Origin of the sequence: Streptomyces sp. NPDC052043, from assembly GCF_044548235.1 — a bacterium.
GTDB lineage: Bacteria > Actinomycetota > Actinomycetes > Streptomycetales > Streptomycetaceae > Streptomyces.
In genome coordinates, this window is the sequence record NZ_JBIUBT010000011.1 from 17,842 (window position 1) to 33,691 (window position 15,850).

At 73.1% G+C, this 15,850-nt stretch carries 13 protein-coding genes; 1 reads left to right on the plus strand and 12 read right to left on the minus strand.

Going from position 1 to position 15,850, the window contains the following annotated elements; all coding sequences use genetic code 11:
• Positions 1 to 75: 75 nt before the first annotated feature.
• From ACIHCX_RS25850 to ACIHCX_RS25865, 4 genes are all read right to left on the minus strand, one after another.
• Positions 76 to 852, minus strand: a complete 777-nt coding sequence (locus ACIHCX_RS25850; protein ID WP_400033359.1) for an SAM-dependent methyltransferase — start codon at positions 850 to 852, stop codon at positions 76 to 78.
• 148 nt (positions 853 to 1,000) lie between these two features.
• Entirely contained in the window at positions 1,001 to 3,172 is a 2,172-nt protein-coding gene (gene helR / locus ACIHCX_RS25855; RefSeq protein WP_400033361.1) for an RNA polymerase recycling motor ATPase HelR, read from the minus strand.
• Between the two features lie 154 nt (positions 3,173 to 3,326).
• On the minus strand, positions 3,327 to 4,532 hold the full coding sequence (locus ACIHCX_RS25860; RefSeq protein WP_400033914.1) for a glycosyltransferase: 1,206 nt from the start codon (positions 4,530 to 4,532) through the stop codon (positions 3,327 to 3,329).
• A 227-nt stretch (positions 4,533 to 4,759) separates the two neighbouring features.
• Positions 4,760 to 5,533 carry an IclR family transcriptional regulator gene (locus ACIHCX_RS25865; protein ID WP_400033363.1) on the minus strand — a complete coding sequence of 258 codons (774 nt, stop codon included), beginning with the start codon at positions 5,531 to 5,533 and terminating at the stop codon, positions 4,760 to 4,762.
• Between the two features lie 236 nt (positions 5,534 to 5,769).
• On the opposite strand from ACIHCX_RS25865, the gene ACIHCX_RS25870 reads away from it, so the two are divergent.
• A complete protein-coding gene (locus ACIHCX_RS25870) occupies positions 5,770 to 7,062 on the plus strand; it encodes a helix-hairpin-helix domain-containing protein (protein WP_400033365.1) in 1,293 nt (430 codons plus the stop codon).
• A gap of 73 nt (positions 7,063 to 7,135) precedes the next feature.
• On the opposite strand, the gene iolD is transcribed toward ACIHCX_RS25870, so the two are convergent.
• From iolD to ACIHCX_RS25910, 8 genes are read right to left on the minus strand one after another with little or no spacing between them, the layout of a single operon-like run.
• The gene (gene iolD / locus ACIHCX_RS25875) at positions 7,136 to 9,034 is read right to left on the minus strand and encodes a 3D-(3,5/4)-trihydroxycyclohexane-1,2-dione acylhydrolase (decyclizing) (protein ID WP_400033367.1); all 1,899 of its coding nucleotides are present in this window, start codon (positions 9,032 to 9,034) and stop codon (positions 7,136 to 7,138) included.
• Positions 9,031 to 9,915, minus strand: coding sequence for a 5-deoxy-glucuronate isomerase (iolB, locus tag ACIHCX_RS25880; RefSeq protein ID WP_400033369.1), 885 nt, complete (start codon positions 9,913 to 9,915; stop codon positions 9,031 to 9,033). Before iolB ends, iolD begins: the two co-directional genes overlap by 4 nt.
• Positions 9,915 to 10,823 (minus strand): deoxyribose-phosphate aldolase, encoded by a 909-nt coding sequence (locus ACIHCX_RS25885; protein WP_400033371.1) that lies wholly within the window; start codon positions 10,821 to 10,823, stop codon positions 9,915 to 9,917. The genes iolB and ACIHCX_RS25885 overlap by 1 nt, the downstream gene beginning before the upstream one ends.
• Positions 10,820 to 11,797 carry a 5-dehydro-2-deoxygluconokinase gene (iolC, locus tag ACIHCX_RS25890; protein ID WP_400033373.1) on the minus strand — a complete coding sequence of 326 codons (978 nt, stop codon included), beginning with the start codon at positions 11,795 to 11,797 and terminating at the stop codon, positions 10,820 to 10,822. Before iolC ends, ACIHCX_RS25885 begins: the two co-directional genes overlap by 4 nt.
• Positions 11,794 to 12,609 carry a 6-phosphogluconolactonase gene (locus ACIHCX_RS25895; RefSeq protein ID WP_400033375.1) on the minus strand — a complete coding sequence of 272 codons (816 nt, stop codon included), beginning with the start codon at positions 12,607 to 12,609 and terminating at the stop codon, positions 11,794 to 11,796. The genes iolC and ACIHCX_RS25895 overlap by 4 nt, the downstream gene beginning before the upstream one ends.
• Positions 12,610 to 12,614: 5 nt before the next feature.
• Complete coding sequence (locus ACIHCX_RS25900; RefSeq protein ID WP_400033377.1) at positions 12,615 to 13,445, minus strand: carbohydrate ABC transporter permease; 831 nt, start codon at positions 13,443 to 13,445, stop codon at positions 12,615 to 12,617.
• 3 nt (positions 13,446 to 13,448) lie between these two features.
• Positions 13,449 to 14,432: a carbohydrate ABC transporter permease gene (locus ACIHCX_RS25905; RefSeq protein WP_400033379.1), complete on the minus strand. Its 984-nt coding sequence runs from the start codon at positions 14,430 to 14,432 to the stop codon at positions 13,449 to 13,451.
• Complete coding sequence (locus tag ACIHCX_RS25910) at positions 14,429 to 15,823, minus strand: ABC transporter substrate-binding protein (protein WP_400033382.1); 1,395 nt, start codon at positions 15,821 to 15,823, stop codon at positions 14,429 to 14,431. The genes ACIHCX_RS25905 and ACIHCX_RS25910 overlap by 4 nt, the downstream gene beginning before the upstream one ends.
• Positions 15,824 to 15,850 lie beyond the last annotated feature (27 nt).

Genomic DNA, 15,850 nt, shown 5'->3' on the forward strand with positions numbered 1-15,850 from the left:
AGCCGGAGGGGAGCGGTGCCCGACAGCGCAGGCTGTCGGGCGTTCCGTGACACCGATGACTGATCCCGCCGACCCTCAGGCCACGGGGACGAGGGTCAGGTAGGCCATGCCCAGGACGCCGCGCCAACCCCGCAGCCACCTGTCGCGGTGGCGGTCGACGCGGTCGCGGGTCTCCTCGGCCAGCGGATGACCGGGGTGGGTGGCGAGCCATTCCTCGACGTCGGACCGGTAGGCGGACTCGAACTCCTCCCATTCGTCGTTGCTCGCGGTCTCGATCCACGCCGGACGGAACCCCGCGGCGACGGCGAGGTCGGCGAGGTCGCCGAGGTGGTGGAACTCGGAGGCGGACGCGTCAGGCCACATGGCCGCCAACTCGCCCGGGGCGGGCGGGCGTTGCCAGAAACCCTCACCGAGCAGGACCCGGCCGCCCGGGGTGACCAGACTCCGGAGGGAGTGCAGGGCGGCCGCGGTGTGCTCGGGGGGTCGGGCCTCGCTGAGGGCGTGGCTGGCGCCGAGGCAGAGTACGAGATCGGCGGGGTCTCGGGAGGTGCCGGCGGCGGACTCCTGGACGAAGTGGACGCGTTCGGCCAGCCCGCGGCCCTCGGCGTTGGCGCGCCCGCGGGCCAGGTCCTCCTCGTTGAGGTCGACGCCGACTCCGCTCGCGCCGGGCATCGCCTCGAGGAGGCGGAGCATGAGCTCGCCCCAGCCGCAGCCGAGGTCGAGCACGGTGGTCGGGGCCGTCGGACCGGCCGCGGAGGCGAGCCGCCGGACCATCCCGGCGGCCCGGTCCTCGGAGAGCGGGCCGTGGAAGGCGAGGCGGGTCAGCCGTGGCGGGGCAGTGATGTCATCCATGATCCTGAACGGTAGGGACGGCACGGGGGCCGGCGACACCTGTTTTTCCGTGTGGTGGTGCCGAGGCGGGCGGTCACCGGATGCCACACCGGCAGACGGCCCGGCACCCGCCCCGGCAGACGGCACGGACGTCGCGGCCCGGCCAACGTCAGGGGCTCGTGAGGATGACCAGCTGCTGGGTCGCTCTTGTCATGGCCACATAGCGGTCGATCGCCCCTTCGACGCCCTCGCCGAACCTCTCCGGGTCGACGAGGACGACCAGGTCGAATTCGAGTCCCTTCGACAGCTCCGGGGTGAGTGACCGGACGCGGGACGTGGTCGGGAACGTGGGATCGCCGATGACGCAGGCGATCCCGTCGGCGTGCGCCGCGAGCCAGGTGTCGAGGACCGTGTGCAGGTCCGCGGTGGATCCGTGCACGACGGGGACGCCGCCGCTGCGGACCGACGTCGGCACGTTGGCGTCCGGGAGCACGGCCCGGACGACCGGCTCGGCCTCCGCCATGATCTCTTCCGGCGTGCGGTAGTTGATGCTCAGGGAGGCCAGGTCGATCCGGTCGAGGCCGATCCGTTCGAGCCGTTCCCGCCACGACTCCGTGAACCCGTGCCTGGCCTGGGCGCGGTCCCCGACGATGGTGAAGCTCCGGGACGGGCACCGCAGCAGCAGCATCTGCCACTCCGCGTCGGTCAGCTCCTGGGCCTCGTCGACGACGATGTGCGCGAACGGTCCCGCGAGCAGGTCCGGGTCGGCGGTGGGCACTTCGGACTCGTCGACCAGGCTGACCTCGGCGTCCTCACCGCGCAACATCCTCACCAGGCCCTCGCCGTCGTCACCGTCGGCCCCGGAGTCCGTCGCGGCGGCGATCAGGTTGTCGACGACCTGCTCCATCCGCGCGCGCTGGGCGGCGAGCACGGCCTCGTGCCGGGCCTTGCGCCGCGACGCCTCCGGATCGCCGAGCCGCTGCCGCGCCGCGTCCAGCAGCGGCAGGTCGGACACCGTCCACGCCTGTGCGTCCGTACGTTGCAGCAGCCGAACCTCGTCGCGGCTGAGCCAGGGAGCGCACATCCGCAGGTAGGCGGGTACCGACCACAGGTCCGAGACGAGGTCGGCCGCCTCGAGCAGCGGCCACGCGCGGTGGAGCGCCGTGAGCAGTTCCCTGTTCCGCGTCAGCGAGGTGCGGAGCAGGTCGGCCGAGACGCCGCCGTCGTGCTTGTCCACCAGGATCGTGAGCAGTTCGTCCAGGATCTGCTCACGCGCCTCGTTGTGCGGGGTGCCGGGTTCCGCCGCCTCGAACGCCGCGGCCCAGTCGCCGGCGCTGAGCCGGATGTCGGACCAGGGGGTCGTGACCGTCATCCCCTCGGCGGGCGGCTCCTCGTAGAACCTGACGGCCGTCTCGATCGCCTTCACCATGTCCGCGGAGGACTTCAGGAGGGCCACGCCCGGGTCGCGCTCGACCGCCGCGGCGGCTCCCTCGGCGACGAGGTCGCGCAGGGTGCAGGTCTGCACGCCCTCCTCTCCGAGACTGGGGAGGACGTCGGCGACGTAGCCGAGGTAGGGCTGGTGCGGGCCCACGAACAGCAGGCCGCCGCGGCGGTGACCGAGGCGGGGGTCGGAGTGGAGGAGGTAGGCGGCGCGGTGCAGGGCGACGACGGTCTTCCCCGTACCCGGACCGCCGTCGACGACGAGAGCACCGCGGGAACCCGCGCGGATGATGGCGTCCTGGTCGGCCTGGATGGTGCCGAGCACGTCGCGCATCCGGGGCGAGCGGCTGCTGCCCAGGCTGGCGATGAAGGCGGACTGGTCGTCGAGTGCCGCGGCGTGCCCGGCGAACTCGTCCGCGGTGAAGACCTCGTCCCAGTAGTCGCTGATCCGGCCGCGCGTCCAGCGATACCTGCGGCGGCTCGTCAGGCCCATCGGGTTGGCGTGGGTGGCTCCGAAGAACGGCTCGGCCGCGGGGGAGCGCCAGTCGAGCAGCAGTCGGCGACCCGTGCTGTCCGTGAGGCCGAGCCGCCCGATGTACAGGGGTTCGGGATGCTCCGCGCCGACCATGCGGCCGAGGCACAGGTCCAGACCGAAGCGGCGCAGCGTGCGCAGGCGAGCGGTCAGCCGGTGGATCTCCAGGTCCCGGTCGAGCGCCTGCCGGCCCATGCCGCCGGGCGCCCTGCGTGCGGCGGCGAGGCGGTCGGACACCTCGGCGATCGACTGCTCGAGGCACTCCGCGAGGGCCGCGAAGTGCTGCTCGTCGTCGGCGATCAGTGTCGGGTCGGCCTTGGGGGACAGCCGGTCGGGAAGGTCGAAAGCACTGGCGGTGAGGGGTTTCATGGTCTTCGGTTCCGATCTGGAGTCGCTTGCGACCGTTGCGTGCGGCAGGGTGCCGGTCCGGCGTGGAGTTCGGGTGGTCGTTCTGCGGGGCCCGGCTCGACGAGCGCGCGTGGCTCACGCGGGCACGGGCGGACTGGGCGGACTGGCGTACTTCTCAGCTCATCGCGTCGAGCAGCAGCTTCGCGGCGACCGCCGCGCCGTCGGTGCGGATCGTGGCGGCCACGGCGGTCGCCCGTGCGCGGGTGCGGGGGGCGAGGGCCGCCCCGAGGGCGGCCGACAGGGACGCGAAGGTCGGGGTCGGACCGTCGTGCGCCGCGCCGATGCCGAGGTCTGCCACCCGGGCGGCCCAGTACGGCTGGTCCGCCGCCTGGGGCACCACCACCTGGGGCGCGCCGGCGCGGGCGGCTGTCGTCGTGGTGCCCGCGCCACCGTGGTGCACGACGGCGGCCACCCGGCCGAACAGCGCCTGCTGGTTGACCTCGCCGACGACGAAGCAGTCGGCACGGTCGTCGACGAGGGACAGGTCGGCCCAGCCGCGGGCCACGACCGTGCGGCGGCCCTGTGCCCGGACCGCCGCGACGGCCGTCCGGGCGACGTCCTTCGAGGTGTGCAGGGGCATGCTGCCGAAGCCCACGTACACCGGTGGCGTACCGGCGTCCAGGAATGCCGTCAGCTCCGCGGGGAGTGCGCGCACGTCGGGGACGATCCACGCGCCGGTCTGGACGACGTCGAGGTCCGGGGTCCCCTGCCACGGGTCCAGGACGGGGTCCGTCGCCAGCCACGGCCGGCCGCCGATGACGTACTCGCGGACGTCGTCCACCGGGGGCAGCCCGATCGACGCGCGGTTCGTGTCGAGCGCCTCACCGAACAGCGCGTTGATGCTCTGGGCGTCCAGGTCCCACAGCGTCCCGTTGTCGGTCACCTCCGGTGGGAACGACCGGCCTGGATACGCCAGCGGCGCGCGGTGCGGCGCCGGCAGGACGAGCTGCTGGAAGGTCACCGACACGGAGCGGATGCCCAGTCTCTCGGCCACCGACAGGGCGCCGGCCGCGGCCGGCATCATGCCGGTCGCCACCAGCGCGTCGCACCCCTCGGCCGCCGCGGTGACCGCGTCGAGCTGTCCGGCGATCAACTCGGCCGCGCGCTGCGGCAGGGACGACGGCGACGGTGCCGCGGTCGTCAGCGCGCGCGCCGACCGGCCGACCGGCACCAGAGGCACGCCGACACCGGCCAACCGCTGAGCGAAGTCCTCGTCCGGCGGCGCGCACATCCGCACCTGCGCGCCGAGTTCCCGCAGCCGCAGCGCGAGTGCCACCAGCGGTTCGACGTCCCCACGCGATCCATACGTCGACAACAGCACACGCACTTCGCGACACCCACCCTCGATTTCCGGCTTCGGCCGGCGATTCTGCGGCACGACGGGGGCCTTGCCGCAAGCCCCCCAGTGCGCTATACGTTGAGAGTGGAAAGGAGCGGGTGACCTCCTTTCCCTTTCTTTTTGCCGTCCGACGCCGATCTTTTTGCCGTCCGACGCCGACGGACGATTCCCCCGTGAAGTGCCTCGCGAGGCGGCCGCGGCCGCCTTCCTCAGCGTGTGGTCAGATCCGCCTCGATGGCCCGCGCGGCCGCGTTCAGCGTCGCCACCAGCGACTGCAACCGACCCGGTGCGTAGCGCACCCCGGGCAGCGACACCGACACGCCCGCCAGCGCTACCCCGTCCGCGCCGCGCACCGGCACCCCGACGGCGACGAGCCCCCGCTCGGAGCGGTCCTGGTTCACCGCGAATCCGCCCCGGCGCACCCGCGCCAGCTCCTGCCGCAGCGCCGCCAGATCGGGCCGGTCCCCGGGCCGGTCGCGGTAGCGCTCCAGGGCGTACACCTCCTCGAGCTGCTCCCCGCCCAGCTCGGCGAGGAGCAGCAGCCCCGCCGTCGTGCGGTGCGCCGGGAAGACCATGCCCTCCCGTGAACCCACGCGCAGCGCCTGCGCGCACTCGACGCTCGCGATGAACCGGGCCGTGTCCCCGGTGCGGATTGTCAGGTTGGCCGTCTCCTCCAGCAGGTCGACCAACCGGTGCAGATGGGGCAGCGCGACGGTACGCAGGCGGGACACCTGCGACTGCGAGTGGGCGGCCAGCTCCAGGACCGGGCCCGCGCGGTACACACGGTTCTCGTCCTGCACGGCGAAGTCCCGGTACACGAGCATCGCCAGCAGCCGGTGCGCGGTCGACCGGGCCACGCCGAGGCGCTCGGCGACCTGCGACACGGTCAGCCCGCCCTCCAGCTGAAGCATGGTGGCCGCCCGCAGCGCGTGATCGACGCTGGCGATGGCGTACGGCGGGGGGTTCTTCAGCGGCTTGTCCAACGCGGTCTCCCTGTTCCACTCCCGTCCTCGCAGGTCCAGCGTATCCGCCGCACCAGCGAGGCCCCTCCTCCAGCACCCCGGCTGCGCCGGTCGCCGAATTGCCGGGAGCAGGCAGGAAATCGGGCCGCCCGGCTGCCTGCGCCGGTCCTTGCCGACCTGACGCGCGCGGTACAGGCTGGTCGTGGTCGGCGCGTTCGGCTCGTTCGGCGGGGCGGACCCAGGGGGGAGGTTTCCGGATGCGGCACGTGGGTTTCTTCCGGTGGATGCTGGTGTGCGGCCTGATGCTGATCCTGTGCTCGATCGGCGTGTACTGGGCCGCGCCGGACTACCCCGAACTCCGGCGGACCGACCTGACCGTGCTGGACGAGCAGCCCGACGGGAAGTGCAGGGTCCGCTGGACGGATCCCTTCGCACACCGTGAACGCGAAGCGCCCTACCAATGCGATGCCGACCGGGACGAGATCCTGAAGGCACCGAACTACGAACCGGGTTCGAACCTCGGCTGGGACACCGGGTTTGTGATCGCCGAAGGCCCGGGCCGGGGCGACCTGTACGTACTGGCGCAGGACGACGAGATCAGTGAGCAGATCGGGGTCTCCGACGTGCTGGTGACGGTCGGGCTGCTGCTGACGGTCGTCGCCCTCGTCGGCGGGAACATCAGCGCACTGAACCGCGGGCGCGGCGCGCAGCCCAAGGTCGTCCGTGCGGCGACGCGCCTGCGGGAGGCCGCAGCACTGGTGGTCCAGGACCATGGACGGGCGGTGGAAGCGGTACGGGCGGCCTGGGCCCCGCTCCATCGGGAACTGGTGGACGCTGAGCTGAGCCGGATTCCGGTCACACGGCTCTGGAAGACGGCCGGAATCCGGTCGACCGCGAAGCAGTTGGAGAAGGCTGGGGTCCGAACCGTGCGGGACGTGCTCGAAGCGGGGGAGTGGCGTCTGGGGCAGATCCCCGGAGTGGGACGGACCGCGGCCGGGCAGGTGGTGGCCGCCGCCCGGCGGATCGCCGACGAGGCGGACGAGGCCCTGGCGGTCCGGATCGACGCGGCGCGACCCGAGCCGCGGACCACGGCACTCGTCGTCGCTCTTCGGGTGCTGGTGGAGGCCGGTCCGGGGATGGAGCAGGCCGCGGCGACGGGCAGGGAACTGACCGCGCGTCTGGACCCGGTGCTGGCCGACGCGGCCCCGGCGGCCGGCTGGAAGCAGATGCTGGGCGCGGGAAAGGAGCAGCGCCAGGACGCCCGGGAGGCCGTGGCCGAGCTGCGCCCGCTGCTGGCCGAGGCCCAACGGGAAGGTGTCCAGCAGCAGTTCGCCCAGGCCTCCGTCGACCTGCTGCGGGGACCGGACAGCGGTCCTGCGGGGCTGTCCGCGTGGGTGGACTTCGAGACCCGGCCCAAGGAGTACTACAGCGCGCTTGCTCGGTCCGTCGGTCGAGGCCGCCCCGCGGTCGCTCCTCGCCGGACCGGCCGACCCGCTCGCTCCACGACGAGGAACGGCTCAGTGGGCCTGGGCCGCCTCCGTCGGTGGTGACGACTGTCCCAGCACCGGTGCGCCGGCCCGCGTCCGCTCCGGGAGTCCCGGTGGACGCGGGCCGGCGGCCGGTTCAGGCCGGGGGCGGGGTGAGCAGCGGGCGCTGGGCCTTCTTGTGCTGCTCGTAGGCGGCGCGGGCCGCGGTGGCCGACGGCAGTGCGGAGACCTCGGCGACCGGGACGTCCCACCAGGCGTCGGAGCCGGGTGCCGGTACCAGGGGGTCGGTCTCCACATGGACGACGGTGGTGCGCTCGGCCGCCAGGGCGGTGGCGAGCGCCTCGCGGAAGCCGTCCAGGCCCTGGGCGCGGAGCACGTCCGCGCCCAGGCTCGCGGCGTTCGCGGCCAGGTCGACCGGCAGGATGTCACCGTCCAGGTGACCGGTGGCCGGGTCGCGGTAGCGGTAGCGGGTGCCGAACCGGTCGGCGCCGACCTGTTCCGACAGCGCGCCGATCGAGGCGAAGCCGTGGTTCTGCACCAGTACCACGACCAGCTTGAGCCCCTCGGCGACGGCCGTGGCGATCTCCTGAGCCATCATCAGATAGGAGCCGTCGCCGACCAGCACCACGACCTCGCGGTCGGGCGCGGCCATCTTCACGCCGAGCCCTCCGGCGATCTCGTAGCCCATGCAGGAGAACCCGTACTCGACGTGGTAGCCCAGCGGGTCACTGGGACGCCACAGCTTGTGCAGATCGCCCGGTATCGAACCGGCGGCGCACACCACCACGTCCCGCTCTCCCATGGCGTCCCGCAGCGCGCCGATGATCTCGCTCTGGGCGGGCAGCGGTTGGTGTCCCGCGGTGAAGGCGGCGTCCGCCACCGCGTCCCAGCCGCGCACCAGCCGGGCCGCGCGCTCGCGCCAGTCCGGGGCGGCCGACCAGCCGGACAGCGCGGTGCCCAGCGCCTGGAGGCCCGCGCGGGAGTCCGCGACCAGGGACACCCCGGCCTGCTTGGCGGCGTCGAACGCGGCGATGTTGAGGTTGACGAAGGCCACCTCGGGGTCGGCGAACAGGGTGCGTGAGGCGGTGGTGAAGTCCTGCCAGCGGGTGCCGATGCCGATCACCACATCGGCCTCGCGGGCCAGGGCGTTGGCCGCGGCGCTGCCGGTGTGACCGATGGCGCCGACGGCCGCCGGGTGGCCGTGCGGCAGCGCGGCCTTGCCGGCCTGGGTGACCGCGACCGGCACCCCGGTGGCGGCGGCGAACTCCGCGAGTGCGGTCGTGGCGTCGGAGTGGATCACCCCGCCGCCGGCCACGATCAGCGGGCGCCGGGCGCCCCGCAGCAGCCGTACGGCGGCAGCCAGTGACGCCTCGTCGGGGGCCGGGCGGCGGATGTGCCACACCCGGTGAGCGAAGAACTCCTCGGGGAAGTCCCAGGCCTCCGCCTGGACGTCCTGCGGCAGGCACAGGGTGACGGCGCCGGTCTCGGCCTGGTCGGTGAGCACCCGCATCGCCTGCACGGCCGAGGAGAGCAGTTGCTCGGGCCGCCAGATCCGGTCGAAGAACCGGGAGACGGGCCGGAAGACGTCATTGACGGTGAGGTCGGCGGCGTACGGCTGCTCCAGTTCCTGGAGCAGCGGCGAGGCGGCGCGGGAGGCGAAGGTGTCGCCGGGCAGCAGCAGCACCGGCAGCCGGTTGACGGTGGCCAGGGCCGCCCCGGTGACCATATTGGTGGCACCGGGCCCCACCGAGGCGGTGCAGGCCAGGGTGGACAGCCTGCGCCGGGTGCGGGCGTAGGCCACCGCGGCGTGCACCATGGCCTGCTCGTTGCGGGCCTGGTGGTAGGTCAGGTCGTCCGGGCGTTCCAGCAGGGCCTGGCCGAGCCCCGCGATGTTGCCGTGGCCGAAGATGCCGAAGCAGCCCTCGACCAGCCGCTGTTCGACGCCGTCCCGCTCGGTGTACTGCTGCGCGAGGAACGCCACCAGCGCCTGGGCGGTGGTCAGTCGGCGAGTGGGACGGGATCCGGTCGTGGTCATCGTGGCCCTCCGGCGTCGCAGATCGGCACCCGGGGGTCGGCGGCCTGGCCGTCCCATGAGGCGCGCACCCAGTGGTGGGCCGGGTCGTCGCAGCACGCCATGGTGCGCTGCGGGTGCGGCCCGGCGAGCACATTGAGGTAGTACAGGGGGTGTCCCGGCGCGGCCATCGAGGGGCCGTGGTAGCCCCGGGGGACGAGCACCACATCGCCCTGCCGGACCTCCGCCAGCACGTCCACCCCGTCGCCTCCGGCCGCCACGGGCTCGTACACCCGCTGGTAGCCGAGGCCGTGCGGGCCGGGGCCGCCGATCTCGAAGTAGTAGATCTCCTCCAGCACGGCCTCTCCGGGGCGCCGCTCGTCGTGCTTGTGCGGCGGATAGGACGACCAGTTCCCGCCGGGGGTGAGCACTTCCACGGCGACCAGGCGGTCGCAGGGGAAGCCCTCGGGGGAGGCGAAGTTGTTCACCTGCCGGGTGGCGGGGCCGGCGCCGCGGATCTCGACCGGCACCGCCTCGGCGGGCCCGTAGGCGGGTGCCAGCCGGCGCTCGCAGCGGGCCGCGGGCAGCGCGAACCGGCCGCCGCCCGTGGAGTGGACGGTGACCCGGGCGTCGCGCGGGGCGTAGGCGAAGTCGGTGACCCGGCTGAAGACGTCGGCGCGGCCGTCGAGGTCGAAGGAGGTGCCGTCGATCTCCACCCGGCAGTTTCCGGACAGCGGCAGCACGATCAGCTCGCTGTCCCCGGTGTCCAGGGTCCGGGAGGCGCCCGGTGCGAGGTCGAGCACGCGCACGGAGCTGTAGGTCCACCCGGCGTCCTGCGGGGTGACCGCCAGCCGGAAGCCGTCCGCCCCCGCGGTGCCGTCGGGCAGATGCAGCCGACGGGTCATCAGGACTCCCGGCCGAGCAGCGAGACGGCGGTGTCCACGGCGCCGGCCACATCGCCGTCGGCGGGGAAGAGCATGGTGCGGCCGATGATCAGCCCGCGGACGTGCTCGATGCGCAGCGCCCGCTGCCAGGAGGCGTACATGGCGTCGGGGTCGCCGCCGCCCTCGCCGCCGAGCAGCAGGGTGGGCATGGTGGTGGAGGCCATCATGCGCTCCATCTCGGGGACGACCGGGACCTTGAGCCAGGTGTAGGCGGAGGTGCGGCCGAGCGCGGAGGCGATGTTGTTCACCCAGATCTGTGCGTCGGGCTCCAGGATGTTGCGCACCCTGCCGCCCTCGCGCACGGACTTGAAGGGTTCTATCAGGGCGAGCAGCCGGCGCTCCGCCAGTTCGTTGACGGCGGCGGCGGTCCCTCTGAGGGTCTCGGCGGTGCCCGGGTCGGCGGGGTCGACGCGCAGCAGCACCTTGCCGCCGTCCAGCCCGCCCTCCTCGATGCCGCGGGCGTCGTAACAGGTGAAGCGGTCGTCGAGTTCGAAGGAGGAGCCGGGGATGCCGCCCCGGTTCATCGAGCCCAGCACCAGCTTGCCGTCGAGCGCGCCGAGCAGGGTCAGGTCCTCGACCAGGTCGGGGGTGCCGAGGAAGCCGTCCACGCCGGGGCGGGAGAGCGCCTCGACACAGCGGGCCAGCAGTTCGTGGCGGTCGCCCATGGCGGTGGCGTTGCCCCCGGCGGCCACCGCGCCGCGCGCCGGGTGGTCGGCGGCCAGGATGAACAGCGGCCGGGCGAGGCCCGCGGCGTCGAACTTCGGGCGGGCGAGGGCGGCCCGGCGGATCGCGTCGGGGTCGGTGAGCCGGATCCGGGTGACCTCGGCGAGGTCACGGGCGGCGCGGCTGGTGGCGAGGGTGGTGCTCAACGGGGTTCTCCGGTGGTGAGGGTGGTGGCGGCGCGCGGAGCGGTGCGGCCGGTCAGCTCGGCGATCTCTTCGGGGGTGGGCATCGCGTCGGCGCAGGAGTGCCGGGAGGCGACCAGCGCTCCGGCGGCGTTGGCGGCGGCCAGGGTGTCGGTCAGCGGACGTCCGGCCAGCAGGCCCGCGACCAGGGCGCCGCCGAAGGCGTCGCCCGCGCCGAGGCCGTTGACCACCTCGACGGGGATCGGCGGCACCCGTACGTCCTCGGTCGCGGTGCGGGCCAGGACCCCGTCCGGGCCCTGTTTGACCACGGCCAGCCGTACTCCTCGGGCGAGCAGCAGGTCCGCGGCCCGGTCGGGGTCACGGGTGCCCACCGCGACCTCGACCTCGTCGCGGTTGCCGACCGCGACGGTGGCGTGTTCCAGGGCGCGGGCGTAGCGGGCGGGCGCGTCCTCGGGCCGGTCCCAGAACATCGGGCGCCAGTCCAGGTCGAGCACGGTGTCGGTGCCGGCGTCGCGTTCGGCGAGCGCCCGCAGGGTGGTGCCGTACGAGGGTTCGGCGCACAGGCCGCTGCCGGTGGCCCACACGACCCGGGCGGCGCGCAGCGCGGGCAGGTCCAGGTGTGCGGGCAGCAGCCGCAGGTCGGGGGCGTCGGGCCGGTAGAAGTAGAGCGGGAAGTCGTCCGGCGGGAAGATCTCGCACAGCACCACCGGGGTCTGGGCCCCGGGCACGGTCACCACATGCCGTTCGTCCACGCCGAAGCCGCGCAGCGCGGCGCGGACGAAGCCGCCCAGCGGGTCGTCGCCGACGCCGGTGACGACCGCGCTGCGCAGTCCGTGCCGGGCGGCGGCGACGGCGACATTGGTGGCGCTGCCGCCGAGGTACTTGGCGAAGGTGCTCACCTCGGCCAGGCCGACCCCGGTCTGCTGCGGGTAGAGGTCGACGCCGACCCGGCCGAGGGTGATCAGGTCGTACGTCATGCGGCGTCCTCCAGGGCCGACGAGGCCCGGTCGACGTACAGCGCGGCGTCGGCGCACTCGGTGACCAGGGTGGCGGGCCAGGCCGGGTCGTAGCCGTGGGCGGCGGTCAGGCGGCGCACGGCCTCGCGCTTGTGGGCGCCGTGCACGATCATCACCGCGCGCCGGGAGTGGGCCACGATGGTCTCCACGCCGACGGTGACGCCGTGCCGGGGCACCTCGTCCAGGGAGGTGAAGCCGGGGAAGGTGCCCATGTTGTCGACGCGGGTGGTGTCGGCGAGTTCGACGATCCGGCAGGTGCTGTGGCGGTCGGTGCCGGGCGGGTTGAAGGCGATGTGCCCGTCCGAGGCGCCGCAGGCCAGGAGGAACAGGTCGACGCCTCCGCAGTCGACGAGGCGCCGTTCGTGGGCCTCCGGGTCGGCCGGGTCGGGGAACCAGATCGCGTCGGCGGGGATGCCCCGGCCGGGTCCTGCGGCGGCGTCGAGGGGGGCGACGATCTCCTCGGCGGCGAAGCGGTGGCAGCTGTTGTGCGCGCCGTGGTCGACGTCGTGGAAGCCGCCCGGCGCGTCGGGGTCGGGCAGGACGTACTCGTCCATCATGGCGATGACGACATGCCGCAGGTCGAGCCGGCGCTCGGCGGTCAGTTCGGCGAGCGCCTCGTAGACCGGCTTGGGGCTGCGGCCGCCGGGGCAGCCCAGCACATAGCGCCGGCCGGCGCCTGCTGCTTCCGCGATTCCGTCCGCGATCTCGCGGGCCAGCTCCGCGCCGAGCAGGGCGGGGCTGTCGAAGACGCGCGGGGGAAGGGGGGCCGACATGGGGGTCACTCCTTTACGGCGCCCGCCAGCATGCCGCTGATCATGCGGCGCTGGAGGGCGATGTAGCTGATGAGTACGGGCAGGGCGACGATGACGGCGGCGGCCGCCGTGACGCCCGGGTCGCTGTTGCGCCGGTTGCCCGCGAAGAACGACAGGGCCAGCGGTGCGGTCTGCACGCTGCGGTCGTCCGGGACGAGGACCAGCGCCAGCAGGAACTCGTTCCACGCGAAGAGGAAGAGCAGGGTGGCGAGGGTGCCGATGGCGGGTACGGCCATCGGCAGCAGGATGGACCGCAGGGTGCGGAACCTGGAGGCGCCGTCGACGGAGGCCGCCTCGCGCAGTGCCGGCGGGGTGGAGACGAAGAAGGTGCGCATCCAGAAGACCGCGAAGGGCAGGGACAGGCCGATCTGCGGCAGGATCAGCGCCCAGTAGGTGTTGGTGAGGTGCCAGGCGCGTAGCTGGTAGTAGAGCGGGATCACGGTGGCCTCGTAGGGCATCACCAGACCGACGAGGAGCAGTCCGAGGAGAACTCCCTTGAGCGGGAAGGGGAAGGCCGCGAAGGCGTAACCGGCCAGCACCGCAAGGACGATGGTGCCCACCACCACGGCGGCGGCCACGATCAGGCTGGAGAGCAGGGCCTGGGAGAACAGTCCCCGGGTCCAGGCCTGGGAGAAGTTGGCGAAGCTGATCGAGGTGGGCAGGGTGAAGCCGCTCTGCCGGGTGCCGGGCTTGCTGAGCGCAAGCAGCACCACGGACAGGAAGGGGTACAGGGCGGCGATGGCGGCGACCACCAGGACGGCGTGTCCGATGACGGTCTGGCGGCGGCTGGTGAGCATCCGTCAGCCCTCCTTTCCGCGCACCAGGCGCATGACGACCCCGGTCACCACCAGCACCACGGCGGTCAGACAGACGCTGATCGCGGCGGCGCCGCCGACCTCGTGGGTGAGGAAGGCGCCCTGGTAGATGAAGACGCTGGGCACGGTGGTGGAGGTGCCGGGGCCGCCGGTGGTGGTGTTCCACACCAGGTCGAAGTTGCGCAGGGCGTAGGTGATGGTGAGGACCAGGGCGATGGACATCTCGCCGCGCAGCGCGGGCAGGGTGACGGTGAAGAACTCACGGATCGCGCCGCAGCCGTCGATGCGGGCGGACTCGTACAGCTCGGTGGGGATCTTCTGGGTGCCGGCCAGGAAGAGCACCATGCACAGCCCGTACATCACCCAGGTGCCGACCAGGCCGACCGAGGGCAGGGCGGTGTGGTAGTCGCCCAGCCAGGCGCGGGCCAGGGAACCGAGGCCGACGGCGCGCAGGGCGGCGTTGAGCGGCCCGTCGATGTCGTAGATCCAGCGCCAGGAGACGGCGACCACGACGGTGGCCAGGATCTGCGGCAGGAACAGCACCGCGCGGAAGAAGCTCAGCCCGTGGATCCGGATGCGGGACATCAGGGCGGCGAGGAACAGGCCGAGGGCGACCGGCAACAGCGCGTAGAAGACCACGAACTCCAGCGAGTGACCGATCGCCGCGGGGATGCGGGTGTCGGACAACAGGGCGCGGTAGTTGCCGAGGCCCACCCAGCGGCCCTCGGTGAGGCCGTCCCAGCGGAACAGCGATATCCAGACGGTCTGGCCGAGCGGCCGCAGCACGAACAGCGTGTAGAAGACGGCGGCGGGCAGCAGGTACCAGACGGCGGGCCAGTACTGGCGTCCGGCCCAGGCGCGCAGGCCGTGCCGTCGCCGCTGGTCCCGGGGTTCCTGGCCGGTGCGGTCCTCGTGGGAGGGTGCGGGCTCGGTGGCGGTGGCCCGTCCGGAGAGCGGGGCCGCGGTCACGGGGTGCCCCCGGCGGCTGCCGCGTCCTGGCGCTGCTGGTCCTGGAACGCCTGCCAGTTGTTCTGCAGGCCCTCGGTGAAGCCGTGGGGCGAGATACGGCCGGCCAGGAGGTCCTGGGTCTTGGAGCCGATGGTGTCGAGCATCGTGGTGGAGGCCCAGTCGAGGTAGAAGTTCTGCCCGTCGTCGGCGAGCAGTTTGAGCCCGATGCCGTTGACCTGGTCGACGACCTTGCTGTCGGCCTTGACTTTGCCCTGGCCGGTGACCGGGGTGCGGCCGACGTCGGCGAGGGTCTGCGCGAACCGGTCGCTCATCAGCATGTCGAGGAAGGCGACCGCGGCGGGCAGGTGCTGGGTCTTGGAGCTGATGTGCCAGCCCAGGCCGAGCGAACCGACCGTGGCGCGGGTGCCGTCGGGCCGGGTGGGCAGGGTGAAGCCGACATGGCCGTTCATGCTCTGCTGGAGGGCGGGCGCGTTCCAGGAGCCGGCGACCAGGAAGACGCCCTGGCCGTGGCTGAACTTGGCGACCGCGTCGTCGGAGCTGATGCCGTCGTAGCCCTTGCCGAACCAGCCGCGCTTCGCCCAGTCCTGCACGGTGCCGGCCGCGGCCTCGGTGCCCGGGTCGGCGATGGTGGCACCGGGGACTCCGCTGATCCAGGAGCGGATGTCGCGGCTGGCCACGTTCTGCGCCTGGACCAGGCCGATGACCTGGCTGGCGGGGTACTTCTCGGCGTTGCCCAGCATGATGGGCTGCTCTCCGGCGGCCTTGGCGCGGGCCAGCGCGGCGGTGAACTCGGCGTAGGTCGTGGGCGGCTTGATGCCGAGCCTGGCCAGCTTGTCGGTGTTGTAGAACACCCCGACGTACTCGGTGGCCGGCGAGATGCCGTAGAGGCTGCCGGAGCCGAAGACGGCGCCGTCCGGGGTCCAGCGGTACTGCTTGAGGGCGCCGTCGGTGAAGGTGTTCTCCCAGCCGTAGGCGCGCATCACGTCGTCCAGCGGGCGGATCAGTCCGGCCTTGACCAGCGGGCCGTCGGTTCCGTAGCCCTGGTTGCCCTGCACGAGGTCGGGCGCGTCGGTGCCGGACATCGAGTTGACGACGGTCTTCATCAGGTCGTCGAAGCCCTTGGTGACGACGTCGACCTTGACGTTGGGGTACCTCTTCTCGTACATCGGCACGAGCGCCTTGAGCGTGGCGTCCTCGCCCGAGTCGGCGAGCACCCGCAGGGTGGTGGGGCCGGACTTGGCCACCTCCTGGACGGTCACCGGCTGGGTGATCCGGGGTCCGGTGACGCCGGACGAGGCGGTGGTGCCACCGGCCCCTGGGACACCGCACCCGGAGACCAGCAGCCCGGCCAGGGCGACCCCCGCGGCCCCGGTCCATCGCAGCTTCTTCATCCTTGCTCCACTTCGGGTCCGCGCACG

Excerpts from the sequence above, each read along its gene's own strand:
- iolB (WP_400033369.1), bottom strand. The coding sequence starts at position 9,915 with ATGACCCGTCGGCTGCATCTGCCCGACGGCACCGCGGGGGCGGACGGC.
- iolC (WP_400033373.1), bottom strand. The coding sequence starts at position 11,797 with ATGACGTACGACCTGATCACCCTCGGCCGGGTCGGCGTCGACCTCTAC.
- ACIHCX_RS25895 (WP_400033375.1), bottom strand. The coding sequence starts at position 12,609 with ATGTCGGCCCCCCTTCCCCCGCGCGTCTTCGACAGCCCCGCCCTGCTC.
- ACIHCX_RS25870 (WP_400033365.1), top strand. The coding sequence starts at position 5,770 with ATGCGGCACGTGGGTTTCTTCCGGTGGATGCTGGTGTGCGGCCTGATG.
- ACIHCX_RS25910 (WP_400033382.1), bottom strand. The coding sequence starts at position 15,823 with ATGAAGAAGCTGCGATGGACCGGGGCCGCGGGGGTCGCCCTGGCCGGG.
- helR (WP_400033361.1), bottom strand. The coding sequence starts at position 3,172 with ATGAAACCCCTCACCGCCAGTGCTTTCGACCTTCCCGACCGGCTGTCC.
- ACIHCX_RS25900 (WP_400033377.1), bottom strand. The coding sequence starts at position 13,445 with ATGCTCACCAGCCGCCGCCAGACCGTCATCGGACACGCCGTCCTGGTG.
- iolD (WP_400033367.1), bottom strand. The coding sequence starts at position 9,034 with ATGACCACGACCGGATCCCGTCCCACTCGCCGACTGACCACCGCCCAG.
- ACIHCX_RS25850 (WP_400033359.1), bottom strand. The coding sequence starts at position 852 with ATGGATGACATCACTGCCCCGCCACGGCTGACCCGCCTCGCCTTCCAC.